The sequence below is a fragment of the Yoonia tamlensis genome (assembly GCF_900115105.1).
Taxonomy (GTDB): Bacteria; Pseudomonadota; Alphaproteobacteria; order Rhodobacterales; family Rhodobacteraceae; genus Yoonia; species Yoonia tamlensis.
Genome location: NZ_FOYP01000001.1, coordinates 974500 through 998184, shown reverse-complemented (window position 1 = coordinate 998184; position 23685 = coordinate 974500). Strand labels below are relative to the sequence as shown.

Below are 23685 nucleotides of genomic sequence, written 5' to 3'. Positions count from 1 at the left end.
GCACCAATTCCAAGCCGGACGCCTTGCACCAAGGGCGTTCGGCAAACCACCCCGCTGCCAGAACCGGGTTTTCATTGTGCCGGCTGATCAAAGCAGCCCCGTCGCGCAAGCGTTACCGCTCCCCCACAAATTTTCTACATGCCCGCCGCCAGATCACGCATAGCGTGACAGAGTCGTTTCGGCGTATTAGGATTCATTACCATCTCACCCCAAAACAGGCACCGCGCATGCGCATTTATTATAGCGAAGATCACCGGCTTCATTTTCCGCAAGCGGAACTGTCCGGCGGGCAATTTGTCACCCCGTTCGAGCGCCCTTCTCGGGTTGAATATGTCCTCACCCGACTGCGCGAACGCAGCCTGACCGACATCAACGCACCCGCCGCCGTCGATATGGGCCCGATCCGAACCCTGCTGGATCCGGGTTATTTGTCGTTTTTGGAAACCGCATGGGACGACTGGAAAGCCGAAGGCATGGCAGGCGAAATTATTGCCGCAAATGTGCCTGCGCGCGGGATGCATATGGACCGGATACCGCAAAATATCGACGGCAAGGTAGGGTATTATTGTCATGCCTCTGAAACGGCGATCACGCGGGGAACATGGGCTGCTGCACTGTCGTCTGTGGCTTGCGCCCAATCGGCGCAGCGCCATGTTGCTGCTGGGGCTGATGCTGCATTTGCGCTTTGCCGTCCGCCCGGGCATCACGCGACGGCGGACCAATACGGCGGGTATTGCTTTATCAACAACGCGGCTGTGGTGGCTGAAATGTTCCGCAATTCCGGTGCTGCACGGGTTGCGGTGCTTGATATCGACTTTCACCACGGCAATGGCACCCAAACGATATTTTACGACCGTCCGGATGTGATGTTTGTGTCGTTGCACGGGGCACCGCAAGAAACATACCCCTATTTTATTGGCTACGCCGATGAAAAGGGCGCAGGCGCGGGCGAAGGGGCAAACCTGAATTATCCGATGACCGCCGGAACGGGTTATGACCTTTGGGCACAGGCGCTGGACGATGCAATTGCCAGGATCACCGCTTGGGGCGCGCAGGCATTGGTCGTGTCATTGGGTGTGGATGCCTATAAGGACGATCCGATCAGCTTTTTCAAATTGGAAAGCGATGATTTCACCGATGCGGGGCGCCGGATCGGGCGGATGCGCTTGCCGACCGTATTCTGCATGGAAGGTGGCTATGCGATCGAGGCTGTCGGCGTGAATACGGTGAACGTGCTGGAAGGGTTCAAAGATGCGTAATGTCACGCATTCCGGCACGTCTAAAGATGCGGGGCCGCAATACGGCCCCGCAAACGTTATTATTTCAACAGTTCGGTCCAGATCGCTGTGTAAAGATCTGTCGCTGACTGCGGACATGTCGGCAGGAACTGGCCCGCGCTGGCAAATTCGGCTGGGGTGACAATTTCAGGGGCTGTTTTCATGTCTTCGGGCATGAATGCATCCGACCCTGCAACGCCGTTTGCATAGCGCGCAAAGGCAGAAATCATCGCCGCGTTTTCAGGCTCGAGGATAAAGTTGATGAATGCATAAGCTTCGTCAACGTTTTGCGCGTCGGACAAAAGCGCGACTGAGTCCATGAACAACGGGTAGCCTTCGACGGGGTAGCCGTAAACGACATCGGGGTTATTGACGCGCGCGCGCATGGTGGACCCGTTCCAGTTCACCGACGCGGCATAGTCGCCTGACGACAGCTTGTCGGTGGTGCCGTAATCCATCGACAGCCAGCTTGGCTTGGCCGCCATCAGACGGTCACGCACGGTGCGCAGCACTTCCAGATCTTCGGTGCAGGCTTCGCCGCCTGCGTTAAAGATTGCCATGTTCAACACATCGGTCATTTCGGGAACGACGTTGATCTTGCCGATCAGTTCTGGCGGCGGGTTCAAGAACAGTTCCGACGTGTTCGGATCACCGCTGTAGACGGATGTGTTGACCGCGATACCAACAGACCCCCACTGCCATGGCACAGAATAGAACCGGCCCGGATCCCAAGCGACATCCTGCCATTCAGGGGCGATGTTGCCGATATTGGGGATACGGGAATGATCAAGTTCGGCCAGCAGACCTTTTTCGACATAGATCGGAATATAGTTTGCCGATGGCACCACAAGATCATAGCCCGACGCGCCGGCCTCTACCTTGGTCAATGCGGTTGTGTTGCTGTCGTAATCGGTGATCGTCACACTGATGCCGGTTTCGGCTGTGAATTTTTCGATCAGTTCGGGGCTGGTATAGTTGCCCCAGTTATACAGGTTCAGCTCGCCTTCGGCATAGGCGCCGACCGTGCTGCCAAGTAATGCAGCGGTTGCAAGACAATATGTTTTCATTTGACTCTCCGTTGGTGAAATACGCGGGTTAATTCCGCTTTTTAGTGACGAGTGCGAAAGCGATCAGAATAAAGATCGTCAGCGCAAGCAATGTGGTCGAAATTGCGTTTACTTCCGGCGTGAGCGCGCGGCGCAATTGACCAAGCATATAGGTAGGCAGTGTATCTTGCCCTGCGGATTTCACAAATTCCGTGATCACCACATTATCAAGCGAGATAATAAACGCGAGCATCGCGCCCGCAATGACACCGGGTAACAACAGCGGCAGCGTCACATAGCGAAATGTCTGCAAAGGCGTCGCATAAAGATCGGCTGCGGCAGTTTCCATTGCGGTATCCATGCCTTCTAGCCGCGCGCGGATGGGTAGATAGGCAAAGGGAATGCAAAAGGCCGAATGCGCCAGAATAAGATAACCCAATCCGCTATAGCCGGTGGCCAGTTTGACCGATGAAAAGAAGATCAGCAGCGCCACAGCGGTCACAATTTCAGGCACCATCAGTGGCTGGTTGATGATGATATAGATCACCGTCTGCCCTTTGAACTTGCCACGTCTTGTCGTGCCAAGTGCGGCCAATGTCGCCACGCTGGTAGAAATCACCGCCGCCCAAAGCGCGATGATCAGCGAACGCATGGTCGCGTCCTGCACCGCCGCGTTGTTGAAGGCCACGACATACCATTCCAGCGAAAAACCACCCCATTGGTTGACCGAATTGCCGCCGTTAAACGAATAGACCACAAGCGTCACAATCGGCGCGTAAAGCAATACAAACGACAAGATTGCGATAAAGGTAAACCCGGGCAGGGTTGTCACATCAAATGCGCGCGGTTTAGCCATCTTGATTATCCCTTGAAGACACGCGGGTATAGACCACCAAAGACACCAGAACGACCAGCAACAGCACCGTCGACAGCGCCGCCCCAAGCGGCCAGTTCTGCCCCTGACCGAATTGAAGTTCGATGAAATTGCCGATCATCATATTCTTGCCGCCCCCCAATACGCGCGGCGTCACATAGGCGCCAAGGCTGGGAATAAAGACAAGGATGGACCCCGCAATGATCCCCGGTTTGATAATCGGCAAAATCACCCTGCGCAGGATCTGCCAGCGCGACGCATAAAGATCATAGCCCGCTTCGATCAGCTTGAAATCAAACCGGTCCACTGCCGCATAAAGTGGCAGCACCATCAGCGGTAGATAGACATAGGCCATACCGATCAGCACGGCCGTATCGGTGTAAAGAATTTGAATTGGCTCTGATATCAGGCCGGATTTCATCAACGCCGTGTTCAGAATGCCCTGATTGCGGATCACTTCCATGATCGCAAATGTGCGGATCAACAGGTTTGTCCAGAACGGGATCGTGATCAGAAACAGCCAGAACGCGCGGGAACTGGCAGGGCGTGTTGCGATAAACCACGCGGTCGGCAGACCCAGAAAGAACGTGATCAGCGTGGTTGCAATCGACAGTTTGACCGACCGCCAGAAGATCGACAGGTTCGCATCGGCAAGGCTGACTGTCTGGTCAAAAATATCGCGCTCGAACAGTACACGAAACCAGCCTTCGCCGGATAATACCCAACGCACACCCGAATAGTCGCCCTTTTCCATCACCGAATAGGCCGCGACGATCAACAAAGGTCCGCTCGCCGCCAAAAGCAGCAGGACAAGCGCAGGTGTCGAAAGCAACCAACCGTTCACACCTTTGCTGCGCTGTCCGCTGGGTTTGCTCATGATTGCAGCACCTGTACGGTCCCGATCCGGATCGCAACCGCATCGCCGACCTTATGCGCTTGGGTCGTGTTTGACTGCACGCGCGCGACAATGTCACTGCCATCATCAAGCGCAAGCGTATAATGGGTATCCGTGCCCATATATGTTGTTTCGGTGATTTTGGCGGCAATGCCGCTGCCGGTTGGAACAATGCTGACCTGCTCGGGGCGGATCGCAAGGGTCACGGCGCCTGTTTGCACCTTTAGCGCCACATCCAGAACGTCGCCCGTACCAATCCGGACCTTGCCATCGGCAACAGTACCTTCAAGAAAATTCGTCTCGCCGATAAAATCCGCTACAAAACGGTCTGCCGGATTTTCATAGATTTCATGCGGCGTGCCGACTTGTAAAAGTGCTCCGCGTGACATCACGCCGATACGGTCCGACATGGTCAACGCTTCTTCCTGATCGTGGGTCACAAAGATGAATGTGATCCCTGTCTCGGTTTGCAGGCGCTTCAGCTCGCTTTGCATTTCCTTGCGCAATTTGAGATCAAGCGCCGACAAAGGTTCATCAAGCAACAACACTTCGGGTTCGGGCGCCAGCGCGCGCGCCAGTGCGACACGCTGCTGCTGCCCACCCGAAAGCTGCTGCGGAAAGCGGTCGGCAAATTCTTCGAGTTTGACAAGCGCAAGCACCCGCGCGACAGATTTCGTCACCTCATCCGCAGGCTTGCCCAGCATTTTCAGACCAAAACCCACGTTCTGCGCCACCGTCAGATGCGGAAACAGCGCATAGGACTGGAAAACCGTGTTCACCGGCCGCGCGTTTGGTGGCGTATGGGTAATATCGCGCCCAGACAGGTGGATCGCGCCCGATGTCGGCGTTTCAAACCCAGCGATACACCGTAAAAGCGTGGTTTTCCCGCAGCCCGAGGGCCCAAGAAGGGTAAAAAACTCGCCTTTCTGAATGGATAAAGAAACATCGCCAAGCGCGGTTACGGCGCTATTGCCAATGCCATAGATTTTGCCGACATTTTGCGCGTCGACTGCGACATTTGTGTTCAATCGTTTATCCTCTGAACTTTACTCTGCGGCTGGTTCTGCGCAAAAGCAAGATACTCTGACAGCATATTCGGTCTACGTGCGTGCCATGGCGCGGCCTGCTCAAGTTCTGCGCACAGGGCGATCAAATTTGCATCAGCGCCATAAGCCGCGGCCAGATGCACACCCACAGGAAGCCCGTCATCCGTCCAATGCAGCGGCAATGTCGCTGCTGGCTGGCCGCTGGCATTAAACGCCGCACAAAACGGCGAATATTCAAATACGCCTCCCTGCCCGATGCGATAGTTTTCGTAGTCCTCGCGGTCATGGCTCAGGCGGCCCACCAAGGCGGGCGGCTCGGCCAGTGTCGCTGACAGGATGATATCCACATCTGCAAATGCCGCAGCCATTTCACGCCCATAAGCATGAATTTTATCAACCGCCCCGATATAATCGGCACCCGAAATATTTGCCGCAAAGGCCAAAGCACCGCGCGCGATGCCCTGAACATCGTCTTGCTGCAAATCGCGGCCCAATGATTTCAGCTTGGCTTCAATCCAGTTGGCGGTGCCGCAGGCCACGATCTTGGTCCAGGCATGCATCATGCCGATATGATCGGCCTTTGGGCAGAACGGGATGATGTGATGGCCCAGCCCTTCCAGCGTTTTGGCGGTTTGATGCACAGCGCTTTGGCAGGCCTTGTCAATTGGTGTGCCGGTGAATGTCGTATCGCAAACCCCGATCCGCAAACGGCGCGGCGGGCGCGCGATGGCCGCGCTATAGGTCGTCTCCATCGCGGGTGCGGCATAGGGCGCGCCCAGATCAGGACCGGCGCAAGCATCAAGCATCGTGGCATTATCGCGCACCGAGCGGGTCAAAAACCCGTCAATTGCCATGCCAGCCCAACCTTCGCCAGCCATGGGGCCGTCAGGCAACCGCGCACGCGTCGCCTTAAAGCCGAACAAGCCGCAGCTGGACCCCGGAATGCGCACCGAACCGCCGCCATCCGATCCATGCGCCATCGGAATAATGCCTGCAGCCACAGCCGCGCCAGCCCCTCCAGATGACCCGCCAGATGTGCGCGTTATATCCCACGGGTTCCGTGTCGGGCCGCCGTATACCGCAGCTTCGGTCGCGGCACCGATGCCGCCTTCGGGCGAAGTCGTGCGCCCAAAGGTTACAACACCCGTGGCCCGCATACGTTTGTAAATCTCGCTGTCGTAGGTATAGCGGCGATCACGCGTCAGGTTGGACCCGCTATGCGACGGAAAATCAATTGCCTCGGCGCCCAGATCCTTAAGCAGAAACGGAACACCCCGAAACGGGCCGTCCGGCAAACCTGCCCGGATGGCCGCACGCGCGGTGTCTTCTTGTAGCAGTGTCACGGCATTTATCTGCGGATTAAACGCGGCCACCCGCGCGAGCGCCTCGTCCAGTAATTCATCCGGCGAAACGGCCCCTGTCTTGACCTGCTGCGCAAGAAATGTCGCGTCCTCTAGATCGTCAAACCCCATCGAAACAGTCTTTCATTTTAGGGATAAAAATGCGCATAAACACGATTACCCAACGGTGGCTTTCTTCAGGTAACGTTAGAAAAAAACGAATTACAAGGACAACTTAGAGCCGTTATTGCAAACCATTGGGTCCAAAGACATACAGATGCCCATGCGTGAAGGCACAAGGCCAGGGTCCGCAAACGGTCCGCGCAGCATAGATCAAGGGCCGCCCAAAGCGTACGCGCGTTGCAATCAATCACCTGCATTATAAATATCGAGCAAAAGGTCAGGATTGGTTCCCTCCCCTTGCAGTTCATTCTTGATATCGTACAAAATGGGCAGGAACTTGTTGCGGCGTCGCTGCAGACTTTCACGAACGTTCACGCGACCTTCAAGGTCGACAATTGCCCTGTCGATTATGCCCAGCAAATCATCAGCCAACGGCTCTGTCCCCGCGACAAGCGCAAGCGGATCCTTAAGCCGCCACCGCAACAAGCCAACCAGCAAGAGCGGCGCATAGGTAAACATCGTATAACTATCGCCGATATTGCGACGAAAATCTTCAATTGTACGTGCGACCAGCCTCTTAACGTGGCGCCGTTCCAGCATCAGTGGCGCTGTATCTGATCGTGAAAGTAGGAATGCCATGCCGGCACTCTGACGGTTCCAGTGTCTGACGTCAGCACCCCTGGGACAGATTTGAGGATTTGAATAACGGAGGATTTCTGGTTCATCTTATCGATTAGGAGATCGAGATGACGAAGAAACCGCAGACATCGAAAGACGCCGCAGACAAGGTGGTTAAAACCATCCGCCGTAAGACGCGCCAAACTTATTCAGCCGAGGAGAAGATCCGGATTGTCTTGGCGGGCCTGCGTGGCGAGGAAAGCATCTCTGTGCTGTGCCGCCGGGAAGGGATCGCTGAGAGCCTTTATTACAGCTGGTCCAAGGAGTTCCTTGAAGCTGGCAAGCGCCGGTTATCTGGCGATACGGCACGGCAGGCCACGTCGCCTGAGGTAAAGGATTTACGTTCTGAGGCCTTGGCCCTGAAAGAGTGCGTCGCTGATCTGACCCTTGAAAACCGCCTGCTCAAAAAAAGCATGACAGGGGCTGGGGAGTTCGAGGAATGAGATATCTTGCGTCCGAGAAACTGGAGATCATCCGCACCGTAGAGGGATCGCATTTGCCGGTTCAGCAGACCCTCGACATGCTGGGCATCCCGCGCACGACATTTTATCGATGGTATGATCTCTATGTCGACGGCGGCCTGGATGGGCTGGCTGACAGATCCCCACGCCCAGGATCAGTCTGGAACCGCATCCCGGATACCCGCCGTGACGACTTGATTGAGTTTGCGCTGGAACATGAAGCGCTGACCACGCGGGAACTGGCCGTCAAATACACGGATGAGAAACGGTATTTTGTCTCTGAATCATCAGCTTATCGCATTCTCAAAGCAGCCGATCTGATCACTGCGCCTGATTACGTGGTGATCAAATCGGCCGATGAGTTCAAAGATAAGACAACGGCCATAAACGAGATGTGGCAGACCGACTTCACCTACTTCAAGAGCGAGGCATTGATGCGCCATTGGTTCAAGCACAATGGCGAGCGGCTGGGGTTGGTATTATCTCAGCACGATCCTGGACGATTACAGCCGCTACATCATCGCCTGGAAACTCTGCGCAAATATGCGGGCCGAAGATGTGACAGACACGATTGAACTGGCTCTGACAGCATCAGGCTGCGACCGGGCCGTGGTGCGGCACAAACCACGTCTGCTCAGCGACAACGGCTCATGTTACATCTCAGGCGATCTGGCCAAGTGGTTAGAGGATCGGAAAATGACGCATGTCCGCGGCGCGCCATTCCACCCGCAGACCCAAGGCAAGATCGAACGCTGGCACCAGACCATGAAGAACAGGGTTCTTCTGGAGAACTACTACCTACCCGGTGATCTCGAACGCCAAATAGGGGCCTTCGTCGACTACGACAACAACCAGCATTACCACGAGAGCCTGAACAACGTCACACCAGCTGACGTCTACTTCGGACGCGACCAAGTTATTCTCAGGGAAAGGAAGAAGATCAAGAAACAGACAATCCAACAACGCCGCTTGCAACATCAAAAACAAGCCGCATAATCAATCACACAAACGAGCCAGAGCCTCTAATGCTCAAGCCGCTCTGATGTCCCATTTTATATGACGACGAACAAAATCCACTTGCATCACGCAAACGCACAACTGCCAATATCTATTGTTTATTTGCAATTTCTTAGGTGATCACAAAAGCTGAACAGACGCGTTAGACTCGGACAATCAAAGGCATGAAACGGACCTGCACGGCAATGGCCGCAATCCGGCATTCATTCAAAGATGTCTTGCACTAACGCCGGATATCAATCCAGGTCATGAATTCTAAGGTTGTCGAGAGAAAGCACGCCAATACCCGTTTCGGCGTGATACGAAACTAAGGGTCCCCCCTTTCCAGCAGAATAATCCAGACACAATGCATTCCGAGCCTGTAGTACCGGCGGGCATTCCATCCAGTAGTGGCCAAAAACAACCGGAGGTGCATCGCTTGGGTAGGTGGCTTGCAAGATGTCCGCGGGCAGCGGGTCGTTAGGCAGAAGATGTGGTTCGGGTACTGACATTGCAATTTTTTGCGGAGTGTCAGCGCGGCTGTCCCACCATTTTATGCGGATATTTGTTCGCTTGTGCCCGCCTTTGTCGACAAAGGATACTCCATCCGGTAGTGCGATCTCGGGACCTTTTAGGGCAGTTTCGACTATGTCAAATAGCGGATCGTCAGGATTGGCAGCGCGGATAAATTGCTCCTTGGTAAGAACCCCATCTTTGGAAATCCGCTTTAGCGCATCAATTTTTTCCGCGGCCCAACACGCGTGAACAGCGCGATATCCGCCAAACTCGAGATAGAGCGGCAAAGACACCATCCAACTGATCGCGTCCTTTGCTGCAGCGGAGTTAAGTGGATATTCTTGCAAGAACGACGCATGCTGCGCTATGTTTTTATCGTCGTGCGGCCGCAATGGTCCGTCGACATCGGTATGGAAGTGGATTGCGTTGAGTTCGTGATTCCCCATTAAAGCCAAGGCCGTTCCTGCATCCAGCATCGATCTGACAATGCGGATCACCTCTTGGTTTTCGGGGCCCCGGTCAATAAAATCGCCCAGAAAAACAATTTGTCGTGCCGGATCGTCGTGCCGCCATGCACCGTTGCGCCTGCGAAAGCCTAAATCACAAAGTGCGCCCTTGAGCTTGCCAGCCTGTCCGTGAATATCGGGGATAATATCATACATGTTTGTCGTTTCCTCGGTGTTAACTTACAGGAACTGCTATGAAAGGTACGCAAGGTGCCCGCAAAGGCGCGATTGTCTTTTGCAATAAATTGCGGGATGGATGCCGAAAATCAGACCATTCCTGTCGAACTGTAGGATATGACGTCAGCAAACAACATGTTTTGTCTTTTGACTGCACCCCCACCATGTTCACCGCTTCAATGCGCAAAACAGGTCGCGAAAGACCGGCATGCTGCGGGTTGCGATGCCGGACTGCGAACAGTCACTTGAAAGTAAGGGATCTGGTGGGTGATGAGAGGCTCGAACTCCCGACATCTTCCGTGTAAAGGAAGCGCTCTACCAACTGAGCTAATCACCCGATGCGCACGATTTAGGGCATGTTGCGGGCGGGCGCAAGCCTAAGTCAGCAAGTTTTGTGAACCATTTTTCAAATGATAGACACATCCCTGTCCGCCGTGGATTGTGGTGCCTTTGATCGCTTCGGGACCCGCCAGAATTTCACGCAATGTGCGTCCGGTGACGCCATGGGTTACAATGACCGCAGGCCCCTTTAAATCATGTAAAAAACTGCTGCAACGCGTCCGGACAGCGGCGATTCCTTCGCCGTTCGGGGCAATCTCGTATTGGGCCATAAACGGATCCGGCGCATCGGGCAGCGGTAAGGTATCGCGCAGCAAACCGGACCAGTCGCCGACGCCGATTTCACGCAATCGGTCATCGGTACGTATGATTTCAGCCAAGGGCGCGCAGGCGATTCCCGCAGTTTGCACGGCACGGCCCTGCGGGCTGGTGAAAAACGCGAATCCCGTCAGGTCACATTGCGCAAGAATTGCGCCTTGGCGCGCCGCTTCTTGTTTGCCCTGTTCCGTCAGCGCCGAGTTCAGTTCGCCTTGCATACGCCCTTCAAGGTTCCACGCCGTCTGGCCGTGACGGAGGATGTAAACTTCCGGATAGGTCATAGATACCGCTTTATGCGTCTTCGTCTGTGTCGGCTGTGCCCTGCGCGGGTGCGTGCACTTTGGCTGTGCGGAACTTGAGCGTCAAAAGCGCTGCGCCATTGCCAAGCTCCTTTGACTTCACAATCCGGGTCTTGCCCATCGGAGGCAGGATCAGTTCTTCCCCGCGCGCGAGCGCTTCGCCGATAACAGCAAGCGCAGCCTCAACGGCAGGTTTAACATCGCGTTTCTTGAGTCCCGTGCGCGCGACGACCTCATTGAACAACTGCGGCTTTTTCAAAACAGGCGTTGCGTTGACGTCGTCGGTGGCTGGGGTGTCGAGGTTGGTCATGGGGGTTCCTTTTCTTTGCGCCCAACCTAGCAGGTGCCGCGAGACATGCCAGCGCCTGATTTCGCAAAGACAAAAAAGGCGCACCGTTGCGGGCGCGCCTTTGATGGTTTGTCGGCTTGGCGGTTAATGCGCGCGCGCACCCTCGCCCGTTTCACTTGCCCTGAGCGCGGCTGCCGCCGCCTCTTCTGCGGCCTCGTCCCAGATGATCGGCTCGGGCGCGCTCACCAGCGCGTGCTTAAGAACCTCTGACACATGGGTCACGGGGATAATGGTCAGACCCTCTTTGACGTTATCGGGGATTTCCGGCAGATCCTTGGCGTTTTCTTGCGGGATCAACACGGTTTTGATGCCCCCGCGCAGCGCGGCCAGCAGCTTTTCCTTTAGCCCGCCGATGGGCATCGCATTCCCGCGCAAGGATACTTCGCCGGTCATGGCGACATCTTTGCGGACCGGAATTTTGGTCAGCACAGACACAATGGATGTCACCATTGCCAAACCCGCAGACGGACCATCCTTGGGCGTCGCACCATCAGGCACATGCACGTGGATGTCGATCTTGTCGAACAGCGGTGGTTTTACACCGATTTCCGGCGCAATAGAGCGCACATAGCTGGATGCCGCATCAATCGATTCCTTCATCACATCGCCCAGCTTGCCGGTGGTCTTCATCCGGCCCTTGCCCGGAAGGCGCAGGGCTTCGATGTTCAACAACTCTCCGCCAACGCTGGTCCATGCCAAACCGGTGACAACCCCAACCTGATCGCTTTCTTCGGCCAGCCCGTAGCGGTGCCGTTCTACCCCGAGGAAATCGTTCAGGTTTTCGGCGGTCACCGCAATTTTGGTGGCTTCTTTCTTGACGATCTTGGTCACGGCTTTACGCGCCACTTTGGCCAATTCGCGTTCAAGGTTCCGCACGCCTGCCTCGCGGGTATAGACCCGCACCATCGACAAAAGCGCATCGTCAGAGACCGAGAATTCAGCAGGTTTCAGCCCGTGGTTTTTCATGACCTTGGGCAGCAGATGCTGCTTTGAAATCTCGACCTTTTCGTCCTCGGTGTAACCCGACAGGGAAATAATCTCCATCCGGTCCAAAAGCGGCCCCGGCATGTTATAGCTGTTCGCCGTGGTCAGGAACATCACGTTTGACAGGTCATATTCGACCTCCAAGTAGTGATCGACAAATGTGCCGTTTTGTTCGGGGTCCAGAACCTCGAGCATAGCAGACGCCGGATCACCGCGGAAATCCTGCCCCATTTTATCGATTTCATCGAGCAGGATCAGCGGGTTGGTTGTTTTCGCCTTTTTGAGCGCCTGAATGATCTTGCCAGGCATCGACCCGATATAGGTGCGGCGGTGGCCACGAATTTCGGATTCGTCGCGCACCCCACCCAGTGAGATGCGGATAAATTCGCGCCCTGTCGCCTTGGCCACAGATTTACCAAGGCTTGTTTTACCCACACCCGGAGGGCCGACAAGGCACATAATCGGGCCTTTCAGTTTCTGCGAGCGCTGCTGCACCGCGAGATATTCGACAATGCGTTCTTTAACCTTTTCAAGGCCGTAGTGATCGTTATCCAGCACCTTTTGCGCGTGGCCCAGATCTTTTTTGGTGCGCGATTTATTGCCCCACGGCACCGCGAGAATCCAGTCAAGATAGTTGCGCACGACTGTGGCCTCTGCGGACATGGGCGACATGTTCTTGAGCTTTTTCAGCTCTGCGTCGACCTTTTCGCGGGCTTCCTTGGACAATTTGGTTTCAGCGATCTTGCCTTCCAGCTCAGCCACTTCATTCTGGCCTTCTTCGCCATCGCCAAGTTCCTTCTGAATGGCTTTCATTTGCTCGTTCAGATAGTATTCGCGCTGGGTGCGCTCCATCTGGGTTTTGACGCGTGTTTTGATCTTTTTCTCGACCTGCAACACGGACATTTCGCCCTGCATCAAGCCAAAGACCTTCTCAAGCCGCTCTGTCACCGACAAGGTTTCAAGCAGTCCTTGTTTTTGGTCGATCTCAATACCCAGATGTCCGGCAACCAGATCAGCAAGCTTGGCAGGTTCTGTTGCGTCGCTCACCGCGGCAAGCGCCTCTTCGGGGATGTTTTTCTTGATCTTGGAATAGCGTTCAAATTCAGCCGCGACATTGCGCACAAGCGCCTCTGCCTCGGCGGGGTCGCCTGCGACCTCTTCAAGATATTCTGCGGAAGCTTCAAAGAATTCGGGGTTGTCAATGAAACCTGTGATGCGCACACGGCTGCGCCCTTCGACCAGCACCTTGACGGTGCCATCGGGCAGTTTCAGCAGTTGCAGTACATTGGCCAGCACGCCGGACTTATAGATGCCGTCCTGCGCAGGGTCATCTTCGCCCGCGTCGATCTGGCTGGACAAAAGAATTTGCTTATCGTCCTGCATCACCTCTTCAAGGGCGCGGACAGATTTTTCACGGCCTACAAACAGCGGCACGATCATATGTGGGAACACCACAATATCGCGCAGCGGCAGGACGGGGTAGGATGAACTCAGTGGTTCTTGCATAGTCATTTCCTTTACTGGCAAGACGCCCAGCCCCGTCTAACGGCAGCTTGCGCATCTCCTCTTGCCGAATTCATGTGGGGTTGTGGCGTTAACCTTTCAACCAAACATGTCGTTATTTCGCAGCGCAGACTGCCCGTGTCTGACGCCAGCCGCAAGCATCCAAACGCAAAAACCTTAAGATCAGCTAAGAGAAATTGCGTTTTTTGACGCCGAACCTTTTAGAGCGGTTCAATATCGCCCTGCGCGCGGCCAGCATGAAAATCAGCCTCCCACGCGGCAAAGCTGCCCGTGGCAATGGCATCGCGCATGCCTTGCATGATGTCCTGAAAATAATGCAAGTTATGCCAAGTCAGCAGCATGCCAGAGATCATCTCTTGGGCGCGGAACACGTGGTGCAGGTAGGCGCGCGAGTAATTCCGGCACGCAGGGCAACCGCAGTTTTCATCCAACGGGCGCGGATCATCGGCATGGCGCGCGTTTTTGATGTTCAGCACACCGTGGCGCGTGAATATCTGGCCTGTACGCCCTGACCTGCTGGGCAGCACGCAATCCATCATATCAATGCCGCGTTTGACCGCACCGACAATATCGTCTGGTTTGCCAACACCCATCAAATAACGCGGCTTATCTGTGGGCAATTGATCCGGCGCAAAATCAAGCACGTTGAACATCGCTTCTTGGCCCTCGCCCACGGCAAGCCCGCCGACAGCGTAGCCATCAAATTCGATGTCGCGCAGCGCGGCCGCACTTTCAGCGCGCAAATCTTCTTCAAGCCCGCCCTGCTGAATGCCGAACAGCGCATAGCCGGGCCGGTCGCCAAAGGCATCGCGCGACCGCTGTGCCCACCGCATCGACATTTGCATGCTTTCGTTGATCCGCGTGCGATCCGCCGGAAGTGCGGGGCATTCATCAAAGCACATCACGATATCGGACCCGAGAAGTTTCTGGATTTCCATCGACCTCTCAGGCGTTAATTCATGTTTAGACCCGTCTATATGCGACCGGAAGGTCACGCCTTTTTCCGACATTTTGCGCAAATCAGACAGGGACATCACCTGAAACCCGCCGCTGTCGGTCAGAATGGGTTTGTCCCAATTCATGAACTTATGCAGCCCGCCCAGATTGGCGATACGTTCCGCCGTAGGGCGCAGCATCAGGTGATATGTATTGCCCAACAAGATATCAGCCCCAGTCGCCGCGACGCTTTCGGGCATCATCGCCTTGACCGTGGCGGCGGTACCAACAGGCATAAAGGCGGGCGTGCGGATGTCGCCGCGCGGGGTTGAAATCACACCCGTGCGGGCCTTGCCATCGGTGGCATTAAGCGAGAATGAAAAACTTTGTGTCATGCCCTGTCTTTCACCGATCTGGATGCAAATGCCAAGGGGTTCTGGCGAAATCACGTTGGGGCAATGCCCTGCGTGCAAGTGACACAGGGGCGCCGGGGTGGCCTTTACCTTGGGCGCACCAATCCCTATATGTTTGCTCAGGATTTAAGGAAACGACGCATGACCGACACAACAGCCCCGCTTGAAGGCGCGCCACTGATTGCGCCATCTACAACCGATCATCCGCTTTACGAGGACATCGTGCAGGCGTGCCGGTCCGTCTTTGATCCTGAAATTCCTGTGAATATCTTTGATCTTGGTTTGATTTATACAATTGATATCAAAGACGATAACGCGGTGAATATCACCATGACGCTGACCGCGCCGGGCTGTCCGGTGGCGGGCGAAATGCCGGGCTGGGTTGCCGATGCGGTTGAACCGCTGCCGGGTGTCAAACATGTGGACGTCGCAATGACATTCGAGCCGCAGTGGGGCATGGAAATGATGTCCGACGAAGCGCGGCTTGAACTCGGGTTCATGTAGCCAACGCACCCTAAATAGGTTGCAAATCACAATAAGCAACCTAAAATGGTTGCGAATTCACAAATGCACCCTATATTGGGTGCATGACAACAGGTAACCAAACCCAAATCGCTGTATTAACAGGTGACATTATCGGCTCGACCGCGCTTGGACAGGATCGTCTTGCGGACGCGCTGGCTGCTTTGGGGCATTGCGCCGAAATGCAGGGGGAATGGTTCGGTGCCCCGCTGCGGTTCACGCGCCACCGTGGCGATGGATGGCAGGTTGTCTTGGCCAAACCGGAATATGCCTTGCGGTCCGCGCTTGGATTTCGCGCGGCATTGCGCGCGCAAAGTGCGGATTTCGACAGCTATGTCGCAATTGCAACCGGTCCGCGGCCCGCGCGTTTGTCGGATGATCTGAACGTCGAAAACAGCGCGGCATTTATTGCCTCGGGGCAATTGCTTGATTTTCTCAAGGCGACAAAAACAGGGCAAGCCATAGGCCACGCGGACAAGGGTGGCGTAGGCGCAGCGGCGATCCTTGCCGACCATATCTCGCAGGGCTGGACGCAGGCGCAGGCAGCAACCATACTGCAAAAAATCATACCAAACGATACTGTTTCATTTACCGAAATTGCCCAAAATCTGGGAAAGTCACGCCAAGCCGTGACAAAATCATTAAACGCTGCGGGTTTTGACGCGATCATATCGGCCCTGAGCCTATTGGAAGGCGATTTTGACTGATGTTTGAAACACTTGCCGCATTGTTTTTTGCACATGTCCTTGCAGATTATGTGCTGCAAACCGAAAAGATGGTCGCAACCAAAGACCGGCCACTGACGCTTTTGACCCATATCGGGATTGTCTATCTGACGGCTATCATTGCACTGGGATCGTTTGACTGGTGGATAGCGATCCTGGCTGGGTTGCACCTGATCGTTGATCTGGCAAAATCGCTGTGGATCAAATATCGCAGTGACACGATTATGGCCTATCTGGCCGATCAGGGCGCGCATCTTGTAACACTGGCCGCTGTCGCGGGGTTTGCCCCTGCGCTTTGGCATAATGGCATTTGGGCAATGCAAACAACCGCTTGGGCACCGGAATGCATGTTGCTGGCTGCCGGTGCGATCTATGCCACCCGCGCTGGCGGTTTTGCCGTGGGCAAATTGATGGGCCCTTATGCAGCGGGCGCCCCAAGCGACAGCCTGCCCGCAGGCGGCATGATGATCGGGCAACTTGAACGCGGGCTGATCTATCTGATGTTTATCGCAGGGCTGCCCGCAGGTATCGGATTCTTGATCGCGGCAAAGTCCATTTTGCGCTTTGATGCGGCATCCAACAACGCAAAAGCCGAATATGTGATCATCGGCACGTTGGCGTCGTTTTGCTGGGCAATCGCGGTGTCTTTGCTGATCCTTGCGATCAACAACGGGTTAAACGGCGCGCCCCTTCTTGAGATCATGCCCCGCAGCAACTAAGTTGGGTCCAAAGGAGAACATTCATGTTCAGCATTCCGGGCAAACAAGCGGTAAGCGTCACCCCAAAAGCGGCTGCAAAAATTGCAGCGCTGATGCAAAAAGACGGCCATCAGGGCCTGCGGATCGGCGTCAAAAAAGGCGGCTGTGCGGGCATGGAATACACGATGGACTATGTCACCGAGGTCGACCCGCTAGATGAGGTTGTCGAGATCGACGGCGCACGTGTAATGATTGCACCGATGGCGCAGATGTTCTTGTTTGGCACCGAAATCGACTATGAAACCTCATTGCTCGAATCCGGTTTCAAATTCCGCAACCCAAATGTGGTTGATGCCTGCGGATGCGGCGAATCGATCAAATTTGACGAAACGCTTTTCGCCAAACCCTAGAAGTTGTGCCGGTGACGGTCGCTGTCTGCCGCGCGAAAACAGCCGCCGCAATTCAGTTTTGGACATCCGACCCCTTCCGATCTGCGCGCGCAATTGATAGCAACTAGCAACCGCAGACAAAAGGATGGGCATATGCCGCGTAAACTTGCCGCTGGAAACTGGAAGATGAACGGGCTTCGCGCCAATCTGGCCGAGATCGAAACATTGGCCGCACGGCACGCCGACGCGCAGATCGATATTCTAATCTGCCCGCCTGCCACATTGATCGCAGCCTGTCAGGATTCGCTGCTTGATATCGGCGGGCAGGATTGCCACGCCGCCACGTCAGGCGCGCATACAGGCGACATCAGCGCACAAATGCTGGCGGATGTGGGTGCTACCTATGTGATCATCGGCCATTCAGAGCGCCGCGCAGATCACGGCGAAAGCAACGACGTTGTCGCTGCCAAATCACAGGCGGCCTATGCTGCGGGTATCACAGCGATTATTTGCCTTGGCGAAACGCTGGCTGAACGTGAAAACGGCACGACACTTGCTGTTATTGATGCGCAACTGGCCGGCTCTGTTCCGGCCACAGCAACCGCGCAGAACACGGTGATTGCCTATGAACCGGTGTGGGCCATTGGCACGGGCAAAGTACCGACACGTGACCAGATCGCCCAAGTACACGCCCATATCCGCGCGCGACTGAACGCGCGTTTCGACGATGGCGCCGAGATGCGGATTCTTTACGGCGGGTCCGTAAAGGGCAGCAACGCAGCCGAGATTTTCGGTGTTCCACATGTCGATGGCGCATTGGTCGGCGGTGCGAGCTTGAAGGCCGATGATTTCAGCGCGATTATCGCAGCGCTCGAAGCCGCCTGAAAAACTGATCTCAAGGTGCGGCGGAAAACGCTGGTCCGCCCGTATAAGACCTGAGCCGGCTTTTGCCGTGCAGTTCTAATGATCGGACCGAATATGCGCTATTCTTTCGCCCTTCCCGCTTTGGCTATGTACTGTAGCCCCGCGTTTGCTGATGCCAATACAGACCGGCTGCGCGACATCGCAGGTTTTTTTGCAAACGCTACGGTGATCAGCGGGCCTTCGCTGGTTGACTGCACCTTGTCGGGCGGTACGCAAACCAGCTGTTTTTCGATCACGGTCAAACCCGAACCCCAAGACTATACCCCGGGTCCATGGTGCCCCTCATCGGTCGATGATACCGCAGATGCTGGCGGCATCTGGTTGAAAGACGGCGAAGTGCATGATGTGGACGGCGCATTTATCGCCGGTCTGGCCGCGCTATACGGGGATGACATCTGGCAATTGTTTGACAGCGCGTCAGGTGCTGTGCGTGTCACGGATACCAAAGAATCCTGCGAGGCCGCAGCCCGCCCCGATGTTGCGCCCGAATACCAGAACTACTGTGTGCAATGCCTGCCCGAATATATGGATGCCAATGCAAGCATGACCTATGTGATCCCGCTCGTGCCGCAAGATAGCGCGCGCAGCAACCGGACGAATGTTTCGGGCGCCGGTATTGCAAGCAACGGCGTGCGGCTTGATGCGGCTGCGCCGGTTGACGCGATCCTTGCCGCCCATACGATTGCCCCGTTTGACGATTGCGGTGGCCATGTAAACACCCATGTCGGCTATCACTACCACGTGGCAACCGACTGTATCAAAGGCACGCAAGACGCAGGGTCTGACGCAGTACGGATCGGCATTGCGATGGACGGCTATGACATCTACGCCCGCTTGTTGCTTGATGGCACAGCGCCCGCTGATCTTGATAGCTGCAACGGCCACGTAGACGCGGGCGGGTATCACTATCACGCGGGCGAAGCCGGCTCGAACGCGATCCTGTCATGCCTCAAGGCCGAAACCGGCTGCGCATCCGAGAACCCTGACCAGACCTGCGATGCGTCTGCGCGTCCGCCGCGGCCCTAGGTTGCTGGTTCCCACAGCTCGATCGGGTTGCCTTCGGGGTCGTGGATACGCGCAAAGCGCCCGACCCCGTCCATTGCCAGCACATCGCCACAGGTGACCCCCGCCGCCGCAAGCTCTGCACAGGCAGCGTCAAGATCGGCGACGCGGAAATTGAACATAAACGCCTTATCGCTCGGGAAATAGTCGGTATCAGCGGCAAAGGGTGAAAATACGGTCACGCCTGTTTCAGTGACCCAAGGCGCAGCCTCTGCCGATGTTGGCGCGGGCGCGATACCCAGATGCGTTTGATACCAGTCCGCCAACGCAGCCGGATCTTTCGCGCGAAAAAATACGCCGCCTATGCCAAGGACATTCACCATTTCATTCTTCCTTTCGGGTTGGGAAACATATGCACCGACTTGAGCAGAGAAGAGCCGCCAAATCAAACCCCAACAAAAAGACCGCCGGGGTTTCCCCCGGCGGTCTTTTTGTTTCACGGTTATCGCTTGCTAGTTCACGATAATTTCCGGCCCCATGAACAATGTGGGCAGATAGGTGGAAATCCACGGAATGTAAGTCACCATGATCAGGAACACGAACAACACGGCCAAGAATGGCAATGCCGCGCGCACAACGGCCATGACAGGCATGCCCGCCACACCGGATGTCACGAACAGGTTCAGACCAACGGGCGGCGTGATCATCCCGATTTCCATGTTGACCACCATGATGATGCCCAGATGGATCGGATCAATCCCAAGCTGGATTGCAATCGGGAACACCAATGGCGCCACAATCACGATCAGGCCTGACGGTTCCATGAACTGCCCGCCGATCAGCAAAATCACATTGACCATGATCAAGAAGGTAATCGGCCCCATGCCCGCACCCAGCATCGCATCCGCGATATGCTGCGGGATTTGCTCATCTGTCAGCACGTGCTTCAGCAACAACGCGTTGGCGATAATGAACATCAAGGTGATGGTCAGCTTGCCTGCGTCGAAAAGCGCTGCGCGTGTGTCTTTATGAACAAACGCAGGCACGAAATAGACAACGGAGTTCGCGACACCTTTTGCAAAGCTTAGAACAGCCCCGCCCAGCGACTGACGATACCCCGTGCCTGTTTCTTCGGCCGCTTTGGAACTGACACGCAGCGAGAACACAAATATCGTCGCCGGAAGGGCAGCGCATAGGCCCAGCAGTGCGCCGACAAATGTGGCGACAACGATTCCAATGATCACGCCAAACCACGCAAGTCCGGTCGCAGCCGTCGCACTTACTGCAATCGAAGAATAGACGCCGGGGGCTACGTACACGACTGCGGCGATTGCAGGTAGGACACCGAGCACAAGAATCATCACACGCCCTATCAGTCCACGTTGGGCGTGAAATGTAAGCATCGCCCAGCCGGTAACCAGACACAGAGCGACCCAACCAAATGCGACGGGCCCACCGATTCGACGAGGGTAGAACGCATCCGGTGCATTGCTGCTAGGGAAGTAGTGAAGGCAAAAGCCGATCAACGCGAAGACGATCACACGAAACCCCAGGCTCAGCGCGGGGTACTCATCCTCGCTCAGCCAAGGGCGCGATTTTAGCGGACCAATATCGCGGTAAACAAAAATCGCAACGAAGAAGGCATAAATCGACGCTACGGCGGCGGCTTCAGTTGGCGTAAAGATTGCGCCTGTGATACCCGGAAACCCGTAAATGCCAACCATAATGATTGCGATCAACATCAGCCCCCAGAAGGCATCAATCAACGCGCCTGAGACTTCACCCCAGCCAAGCCATTCGCCTTTGGGCATGTTGCGAATACGCGCGATCACGTAGATCGTTACCATCAGCATCAACCCAGCCAACAGGCCCGGTATAACCCCCGCAAGGAACATCCGGCCCACGGATACGTCCGTGGCAGATGCGTAAACAACCATCACGATGGACGGCGGGATCAGGATGCCCAATGTGCCCGCGTTACAGATCACACCGGCGGCGAATTCCTTGGAATAACCAACCTGCCGCATCGCGGCGATCACGATCGACCCGATGGCCACAACGGTCGCGGGTGATGACCCTGACAGGGCTGCAAACATCATACAGGCCAGAACGCCCGCAATCGCGAGCCCCCCCTGCAAATGCCCCACGCAGGCAATCGCAAAGCGGATGATCCGTTTCGCCACGCCCCCCGTCGACATAAACGACGATGCCAGAATGAAGAACGGGATCGCCAGCAGCGTATAGTGCCCCGCCATCGCCTGATACATCGTCTGCGCGACCTGCGCGAGCGACGTATCCGAAAACATCAGCTGGAACATGATCGACGAGAACCCGAGCGCAACCGCAATCGGCACGCCCAGCATTAGCAACCCGATGATCATAATAAAAAGAAGTGCGACTTCCATGTCTTAATCTTCCTTATTCAGTGCGGCGACCTGTTCGACAGCGTCTTCGGCTTCGTGGCTGACAATCAACGATCCTTCGCCCGCGCGGATGATCCGCACACCGGCTTCGATCACGCGAATGACCATCAAAAGAACGCCAAACGGCAGGATGAAGTAAGGCACAAAGCGGGGCATTTTCTCATAGGCTTCGCCCATGTTGAACGTGGCTTCCAGCCAGCCTTGCAGGAACGGAATCGGAATTTGTTCAGTCTCGTACCAGCCCTGATCACGGCTATTGGCAAAGCCTGTGGGGAACCAATGGCCCGATGTGGCGTTGAACCCTGCAAACGGCGCCCAATAATCCCAAGCGCCTTTGAGCAAAAGCAAAACATAGGCCAATGTAATTGCGACCCCGATCAGGGCCATCACAAATTGCGCAGGCTTGCTCACAAGGGCCAGAACGGCATCAACGCCAAGGTGCATCGTGACCTTGAACCCGTATGAAATGCCAAAAATGACCAGCCATGCAAAAAGGATCAGCGTCAGTTCAAGCCCCCAGATCAGCTGGGAATTGAACACATAGCGCAGGACCACATTGGCAAATGTGACCAGCGTCATCAGCCCCAATAGAAGGGCGATCATGGTTTCTTCGATTTCGTGGATCACGCGTGAGACCGGACCGGACGGCGTGTATTTACTGGACATCACATGCCCCCCTACATCAGTGGATGTAAAAACGGCGGGCACGCATGCGCCCGCCAGTTCAAGCGTAGGGGCCGGTTGGTTCCGGCCCCGGATTGCTTAGTTTGCGACTGCCGCGTTGATCGCTTGTGCGGCATCAATGTTTTCTTGACCCACATCTTCAAGGAACTGCGCCCAAACTGGCTGCATCGCGGTGACCCATTCTGCACGCTGCTCTGGTGTCAGTTCACGGATCACGCCGCCTGCGTCCAGAACCGCCTGACGGTTGTTTGCGTCAACTTCGCCAACGGCTGCGTTACGCTCAGCGGTGACTTCTGTGAAGATGGTCATGAACTGGTCGCGTGTGTCGGCGTCAAGGCTGTCAAGCCAGTCAACGGAAGCAACAACAAGGTAATCCAGCACACCGTGGTTGGTTTCTGTGGTGCCGTCTTGGACCTCAAAGAACTTTTGACCATAGATGTTGGACCAAGTGTTTTCCTGCCCGTCAACAACGCCGGTTTGCAGCGCGCCATATACTTCGGAGAAGGCCATCGGCTGTGGTGATGCGCCCAGCGCTTCCATTTGCGCGACAAGCACGTCAGATGTTTGCACGCGGAATTTCAGACCTTCGGCGTCTGTTGGTGAAACCAGCGGTACGTTCGCCGAAAACTGTTTCAGGCCATTGTGCCAGAAACCCAGACCTTGCAGGCCGCGGCGCTGCATCGAATCCATCATTGCCACGCCGGTTTCGGACCCTTGGAACGCGTCAACCGCTTCCATGTTTGAGAACATGAATGGCAGGTCGAAAATGCGGAATTGCTTGGTGAATGTTTCGAATTTTGACAGTGAAGGCGCGGCAAGTTGCACATCGCCTTGCAGCATTGCTTCGAGAACCTGGTCATCGTTATACAGGGTCGAGTTCGGGAACACTTCCATGCACATCGTGCCGTCCATTTCGGCATTCACGCGCTCTGCGAGCAATGTCGCGGCGATGCCTTTTGGGTGGCGGTCGGTGTTGGTGACGTGGCTGAATTTTACGACGATTTCACCGTCGTCACAGCCCATCGGGTCAGCAGATGCAGAAGTTGCGATAATGGACATCGCAGCCAGTACGGCTGCGGATTTCAAAAATGTCATTGTTTCTCCTCCCTAGAGAATATCCGTCGCCCAGCAGGTTCAGGGCGATCGCGGATACCAAAGCCGCCAACCGCATAGCGTGCAAGCCTGTTTCACGCAGCACCAAGATTGAAACGTAAATTTCTG

Annotated in this window: 22 protein-coding genes, 1 tRNA gene and 2 pseudogenes; 8 read left to right on the top strand and 17 right to left on the bottom strand. The window is 55.6% G+C overall.

Annotated elements, in window-relative coordinates; genetic code table 11:
• Positions 1 to 227 precede the first annotated feature (227 nt).
• Positions 228 to 1259, top strand: coding sequence for a histone deacetylase family protein (locus tag BM320_RS05235; protein ID WP_090197325.1), 1032 nt, complete (start codon positions 228 to 230; stop codon positions 1257 to 1259).
• A gap of 59 nt (positions 1260 to 1318) precedes the next feature.
• Here the strand turns inward: BM320_RS05235 and BM320_RS05230 are convergent, their stop codons facing one another.
• The 6 genes from BM320_RS05230 to BM320_RS05205 all read right to left on the bottom strand — a co-directional run bounded on the left by BM320_RS05230 (position 1319) and on the right by BM320_RS05205 (position 7240).
• The gene (locus tag BM320_RS05230; RefSeq protein WP_090197323.1) at positions 1319 to 2344 is read right to left on the bottom strand and encodes an extracellular solute-binding protein; all 1026 of its coding nucleotides are present in this window, start codon (positions 2342 to 2344) and stop codon (positions 1319 to 1321) included.
• Positions 2345 to 2372: 28 nt separating this feature from the next.
• A complete protein-coding gene (locus BM320_RS05225; RefSeq protein WP_090197320.1) occupies positions 2373 to 3179 on the bottom strand; it encodes an ABC transporter permease in 807 nt (268 codons plus the stop codon).
• Positions 3172 to 4074 carry an ABC transporter permease gene (locus BM320_RS05220; protein WP_090197317.1) on the bottom strand — a complete coding sequence of 301 codons (903 nt, stop codon included), beginning with the start codon at positions 4072 to 4074 and terminating at the stop codon, positions 3172 to 3174. Before BM320_RS05220 ends, BM320_RS05225 begins: the two co-directional genes overlap by 8 nt.
• Positions 4071 to 5120 carry an ABC transporter ATP-binding protein gene (locus BM320_RS05215; protein ID WP_090197314.1) on the bottom strand — a complete coding sequence of 350 codons (1050 nt, stop codon included), beginning with the start codon at positions 5118 to 5120 and terminating at the stop codon, positions 4071 to 4073. Before BM320_RS05215 ends, BM320_RS05220 begins: the two co-directional genes overlap by 4 nt.
• Positions 5117 to 6610, bottom strand: coding sequence for an amidase (locus BM320_RS05210; RefSeq protein WP_090197311.1), 1494 nt, complete (start codon positions 6608 to 6610; stop codon positions 5117 to 5119). The genes BM320_RS05215 and BM320_RS05210 overlap by 4 nt, the downstream gene beginning before the upstream one ends.
• A gap of 234 nt (positions 6611 to 6844) precedes the next feature.
• Positions 6845 to 7240, bottom strand: coding sequence for a hypothetical protein (locus BM320_RS05205; RefSeq protein WP_131802289.1), 396 nt, complete (start codon positions 7238 to 7240; stop codon positions 6845 to 6847).
• Between the two features lie 107 nt (positions 7241 to 7347).
• On the opposite strand from BM320_RS05205, the pseudogene BM320_RS05200 reads away from it, so the two are divergent.
• A pseudogene (locus tag BM320_RS05200) lies at positions 7348 to 8736 on the top strand (IS3 family transposase).
• Between the two features lie 257 nt (positions 8737 to 8993).
• On the opposite strand, the gene BM320_RS05195 reads toward BM320_RS05200, so the two are convergent.
• The 6 genes from BM320_RS05195 to tgt form a co-directional block, all read right to left on the bottom strand.
• On the bottom strand, positions 8994 to 9914 hold the full coding sequence (locus BM320_RS05195) for a metallophosphoesterase (protein ID WP_090197305.1): 921 nt from the start codon (positions 9912 to 9914) through the stop codon (positions 8994 to 8996).
• Between the two features lie 282 nt (positions 9915 to 10196).
• A tRNA-Val gene (locus BM320_RS05190) sits at positions 10197 to 10272 on the bottom strand.
• 40 nt (positions 10273 to 10312) lie between these two features.
• Positions 10313 to 10873 (bottom strand): histidine phosphatase family protein, encoded by a 561-nt coding sequence (locus BM320_RS05185; protein ID WP_090197301.1) that lies wholly within the window; start codon positions 10871 to 10873, stop codon positions 10313 to 10315.
• A gap of 10 nt (positions 10874 to 10883) precedes the next feature.
• Positions 10884 to 11201, bottom strand: a complete 318-nt coding sequence (locus BM320_RS05180; RefSeq protein WP_090197298.1) for an HU family DNA-binding protein — start codon at positions 11199 to 11201, stop codon at positions 10884 to 10886.
• 123 nt (positions 11202 to 11324) lie between these two features.
• Positions 11325 to 13730 (bottom strand): endopeptidase La, encoded by a 2406-nt coding sequence (lon, locus tag BM320_RS05175; protein WP_090197295.1) that lies wholly within the window; start codon positions 13728 to 13730, stop codon positions 11325 to 11327.
• Between the two features lie 218 nt (positions 13731 to 13948).
• Positions 13949 to 15079, bottom strand: coding sequence for a tRNA guanosine(34) transglycosylase Tgt (tgt, locus tag BM320_RS05170; RefSeq protein ID WP_090197292.1), 1131 nt, complete (start codon positions 15077 to 15079; stop codon positions 13949 to 13951).
• A 159-nt stretch (positions 15080 to 15238) separates the two neighbouring features.
• Here tgt and BM320_RS05165 point away from each other — a divergent pair, with 159 nt between their 5' ends.
• The 6 genes from BM320_RS05165 to BM320_RS05140 all read left to right on the top strand — a co-directional run bounded on the left by BM320_RS05165 (position 15239) and on the right by BM320_RS05140 (position 19381).
• The gene (locus BM320_RS05165) at positions 15239 to 15601 is read left to right on the top strand and encodes an SUF system Fe-S cluster assembly protein (protein WP_090200376.1); all 363 of its coding nucleotides are present in this window, start codon (positions 15239 to 15241) and stop codon (positions 15599 to 15601) included.
• Between the two features lie 83 nt (positions 15602 to 15684).
• The gene (locus BM320_RS05160; protein ID WP_090197289.1) at positions 15685 to 16326 is read left to right on the top strand and encodes a hypothetical protein; all 642 of its coding nucleotides are present in this window, start codon (positions 15685 to 15687) and stop codon (positions 16324 to 16326) included.
• Positions 16326 to 17063 (top strand): DUF3307 domain-containing protein, encoded by a 738-nt coding sequence (locus BM320_RS05155; protein WP_090197286.1) that lies wholly within the window; start codon positions 16326 to 16328, stop codon positions 17061 to 17063. Before BM320_RS05160 ends, BM320_RS05155 begins: the two co-directional genes overlap by 1 nt.
• A 23-nt stretch (positions 17064 to 17086) precedes the next feature.
• Positions 17087 to 17452: a HesB/IscA family protein gene (locus BM320_RS05150; protein WP_090197281.1), complete on the top strand. Its 366-nt coding sequence runs from the start codon at positions 17087 to 17089 to the stop codon at positions 17450 to 17452.
• 132 nt (positions 17453 to 17584) lie between these two features.
• Positions 17585 to 18316, top strand: a complete 732-nt coding sequence (gene tpiA / locus BM320_RS05145) for a triose-phosphate isomerase (RefSeq protein ID WP_090197279.1) — start codon at positions 17585 to 17587, stop codon at positions 18314 to 18316.
• Between the two features lie 93 nt (positions 18317 to 18409).
• Complete coding sequence (locus tag BM320_RS05140) at positions 18410 to 19381, top strand: YHYH protein (RefSeq protein ID WP_165614990.1); 972 nt, start codon at positions 18410 to 18412, stop codon at positions 19379 to 19381.
• Here BM320_RS05140 and BM320_RS05135 read toward each other — a convergent pair.
• The 5 genes and pseudogenes from BM320_RS05135 to BM320_RS05120 all read right to left on the bottom strand — a co-directional run bounded on the left by BM320_RS05135 (position 19378) and on the right by BM320_RS05120 (position 23559).
• Positions 19378 to 19740: a VOC family protein gene (locus BM320_RS05135; protein ID WP_090197274.1), complete on the bottom strand. Its 363-nt coding sequence runs from the start codon at positions 19738 to 19740 to the stop codon at positions 19378 to 19380. The two genes, BM320_RS05140 and BM320_RS05135, sit on opposite strands and share 4 nt — an antisense overlap.
• Positions 19741 to 19869: 129 nt before the next feature.
• On the bottom strand, positions 19870 to 20718 hold the full coding sequence (locus tag BM320_RS16600; RefSeq protein WP_375342069.1) for a TRAP transporter large permease subunit: 849 nt from the start codon (positions 20716 to 20718) through the stop codon (positions 19870 to 19872).
• A gap of 237 nt (positions 20719 to 20955) precedes the next feature.
• Positions 20956 to 21762: pseudogene (locus tag BM320_RS16595) on the bottom strand (TRAP transporter large permease); the annotation flags it as partial.
• A gap of 3 nt (positions 21763 to 21765) precedes the next feature.
• Positions 21766 to 22446, bottom strand: coding sequence for a TRAP transporter small permease (locus BM320_RS05125; RefSeq protein ID WP_090197269.1), 681 nt, complete (start codon positions 22444 to 22446; stop codon positions 21766 to 21768).
• Positions 22447 to 22542: 96 nt separating this feature from the next.
• Complete coding sequence (locus BM320_RS05120) at positions 22543 to 23559, bottom strand: DctP family TRAP transporter solute-binding subunit (protein ID WP_090197266.1); 1017 nt, start codon at positions 23557 to 23559, stop codon at positions 22543 to 22545.
• Positions 23560 to 23685: the final 126 nt, after the last annotated feature.

Coding starts and splice junctions, on each gene's coding strand:
- BM320_RS05235 (WP_090197325.1), top strand. CDS start 228: ATGCGCATTTATTATAGCGAAGATCACCGGCTTCATTTTCCGCAAGCG.
- BM320_RS05230 (WP_090197323.1), bottom strand. CDS start 2,344: ATGAAAACATATTGTCTTGCAACCGCTGCATTACTTGGCAGCACGGTC.
- BM320_RS05225 (WP_090197320.1), bottom strand. CDS start 3,179: ATGGCTAAACCGCGCGCATTTGATGTGACAACCCTGCCCGGGTTTACC.
- BM320_RS05220 (WP_090197317.1), bottom strand. CDS start 4,074: ATGAGCAAACCCAGCGGACAGCGCAGCAAAGGTGTGAACGGTTGGTTG.
- BM320_RS05210 (WP_090197311.1), bottom strand. CDS start 6,610: ATGGGGTTTGACGATCTAGAGGACGCGACATTTCTTGCGCAGCAGGTC.
- BM320_RS05205 (WP_131802289.1), bottom strand. CDS start 7,240: ATGGCATTCCTACTTTCACGATCAGATACAGCGCCACTGATGCTGGAA.
- BM320_RS05195 (WP_090197305.1), bottom strand. CDS start 9,914: ATGTATGATATTATCCCCGATATTCACGGACAGGCTGGCAAGCTCAAG.
- BM320_RS05185 (WP_090197301.1), bottom strand. CDS start 10,873: ATGACCTATCCGGAAGTTTACATCCTCCGTCACGGCCAGACGGCGTGG.
- BM320_RS05180 (WP_090197298.1), bottom strand. CDS start 11,201: ATGACCAACCTCGACACCCCAGCCACCGACGACGTCAACGCAACGCCT.
- lon (WP_090197295.1), bottom strand. CDS start 13,730: ATGCAAGAACCACTGAGTTCATCCTACCCCGTCCTGCCGCTGCGCGAT.
- tgt (WP_090197292.1), bottom strand. CDS start 15,079: ATGACACAAAGTTTTTCATTCTCGCTTAATGCCACCGATGGCAAGGCC.
- BM320_RS05165 (WP_090200376.1), top strand. CDS start 15,239: ATGACCGACACAACAGCCCCGCTTGAAGGCGCGCCACTGATTGCGCCA.
- BM320_RS05160 (WP_090197289.1), top strand. CDS start 15,685: ATGACAACAGGTAACCAAACCCAAATCGCTGTATTAACAGGTGACATT.
- BM320_RS05155 (WP_090197286.1), top strand. CDS start 16,326: ATGTTTGAAACACTTGCCGCATTGTTTTTTGCACATGTCCTTGCAGAT.
- BM320_RS05150 (WP_090197281.1), top strand. CDS start 17,087: ATGTTCAGCATTCCGGGCAAACAAGCGGTAAGCGTCACCCCAAAAGCG.
- tpiA (WP_090197279.1), top strand. CDS start 17,585: ATGCCGCGTAAACTTGCCGCTGGAAACTGGAAGATGAACGGGCTTCGC.
- BM320_RS05140 (WP_165614990.1), top strand. CDS start 18,410: ATGCGCTATTCTTTCGCCCTTCCCGCTTTGGCTATGTACTGTAGCCCC.
- BM320_RS05135 (WP_090197274.1), bottom strand. CDS start 19,740: ATGGTGAATGTCCTTGGCATAGGCGGCGTATTTTTTCGCGCGAAAGAT.
- BM320_RS16600 (WP_375342069.1), bottom strand. CDS start 20,718: ATGATTCTTGTGCTCGGTGTCCTACCTGCAATCGCCGCAGTCGTGTAC.
- BM320_RS05125 (WP_090197269.1), bottom strand. CDS start 22,446: ATGTCCAGTAAATACACGCCGTCCGGTCCGGTCTCACGCGTGATCCAC.
- BM320_RS05120 (WP_090197266.1), bottom strand. CDS start 23,559: ATGACATTTTTGAAATCCGCAGCCGTACTGGCTGCGATGTCCATTATC.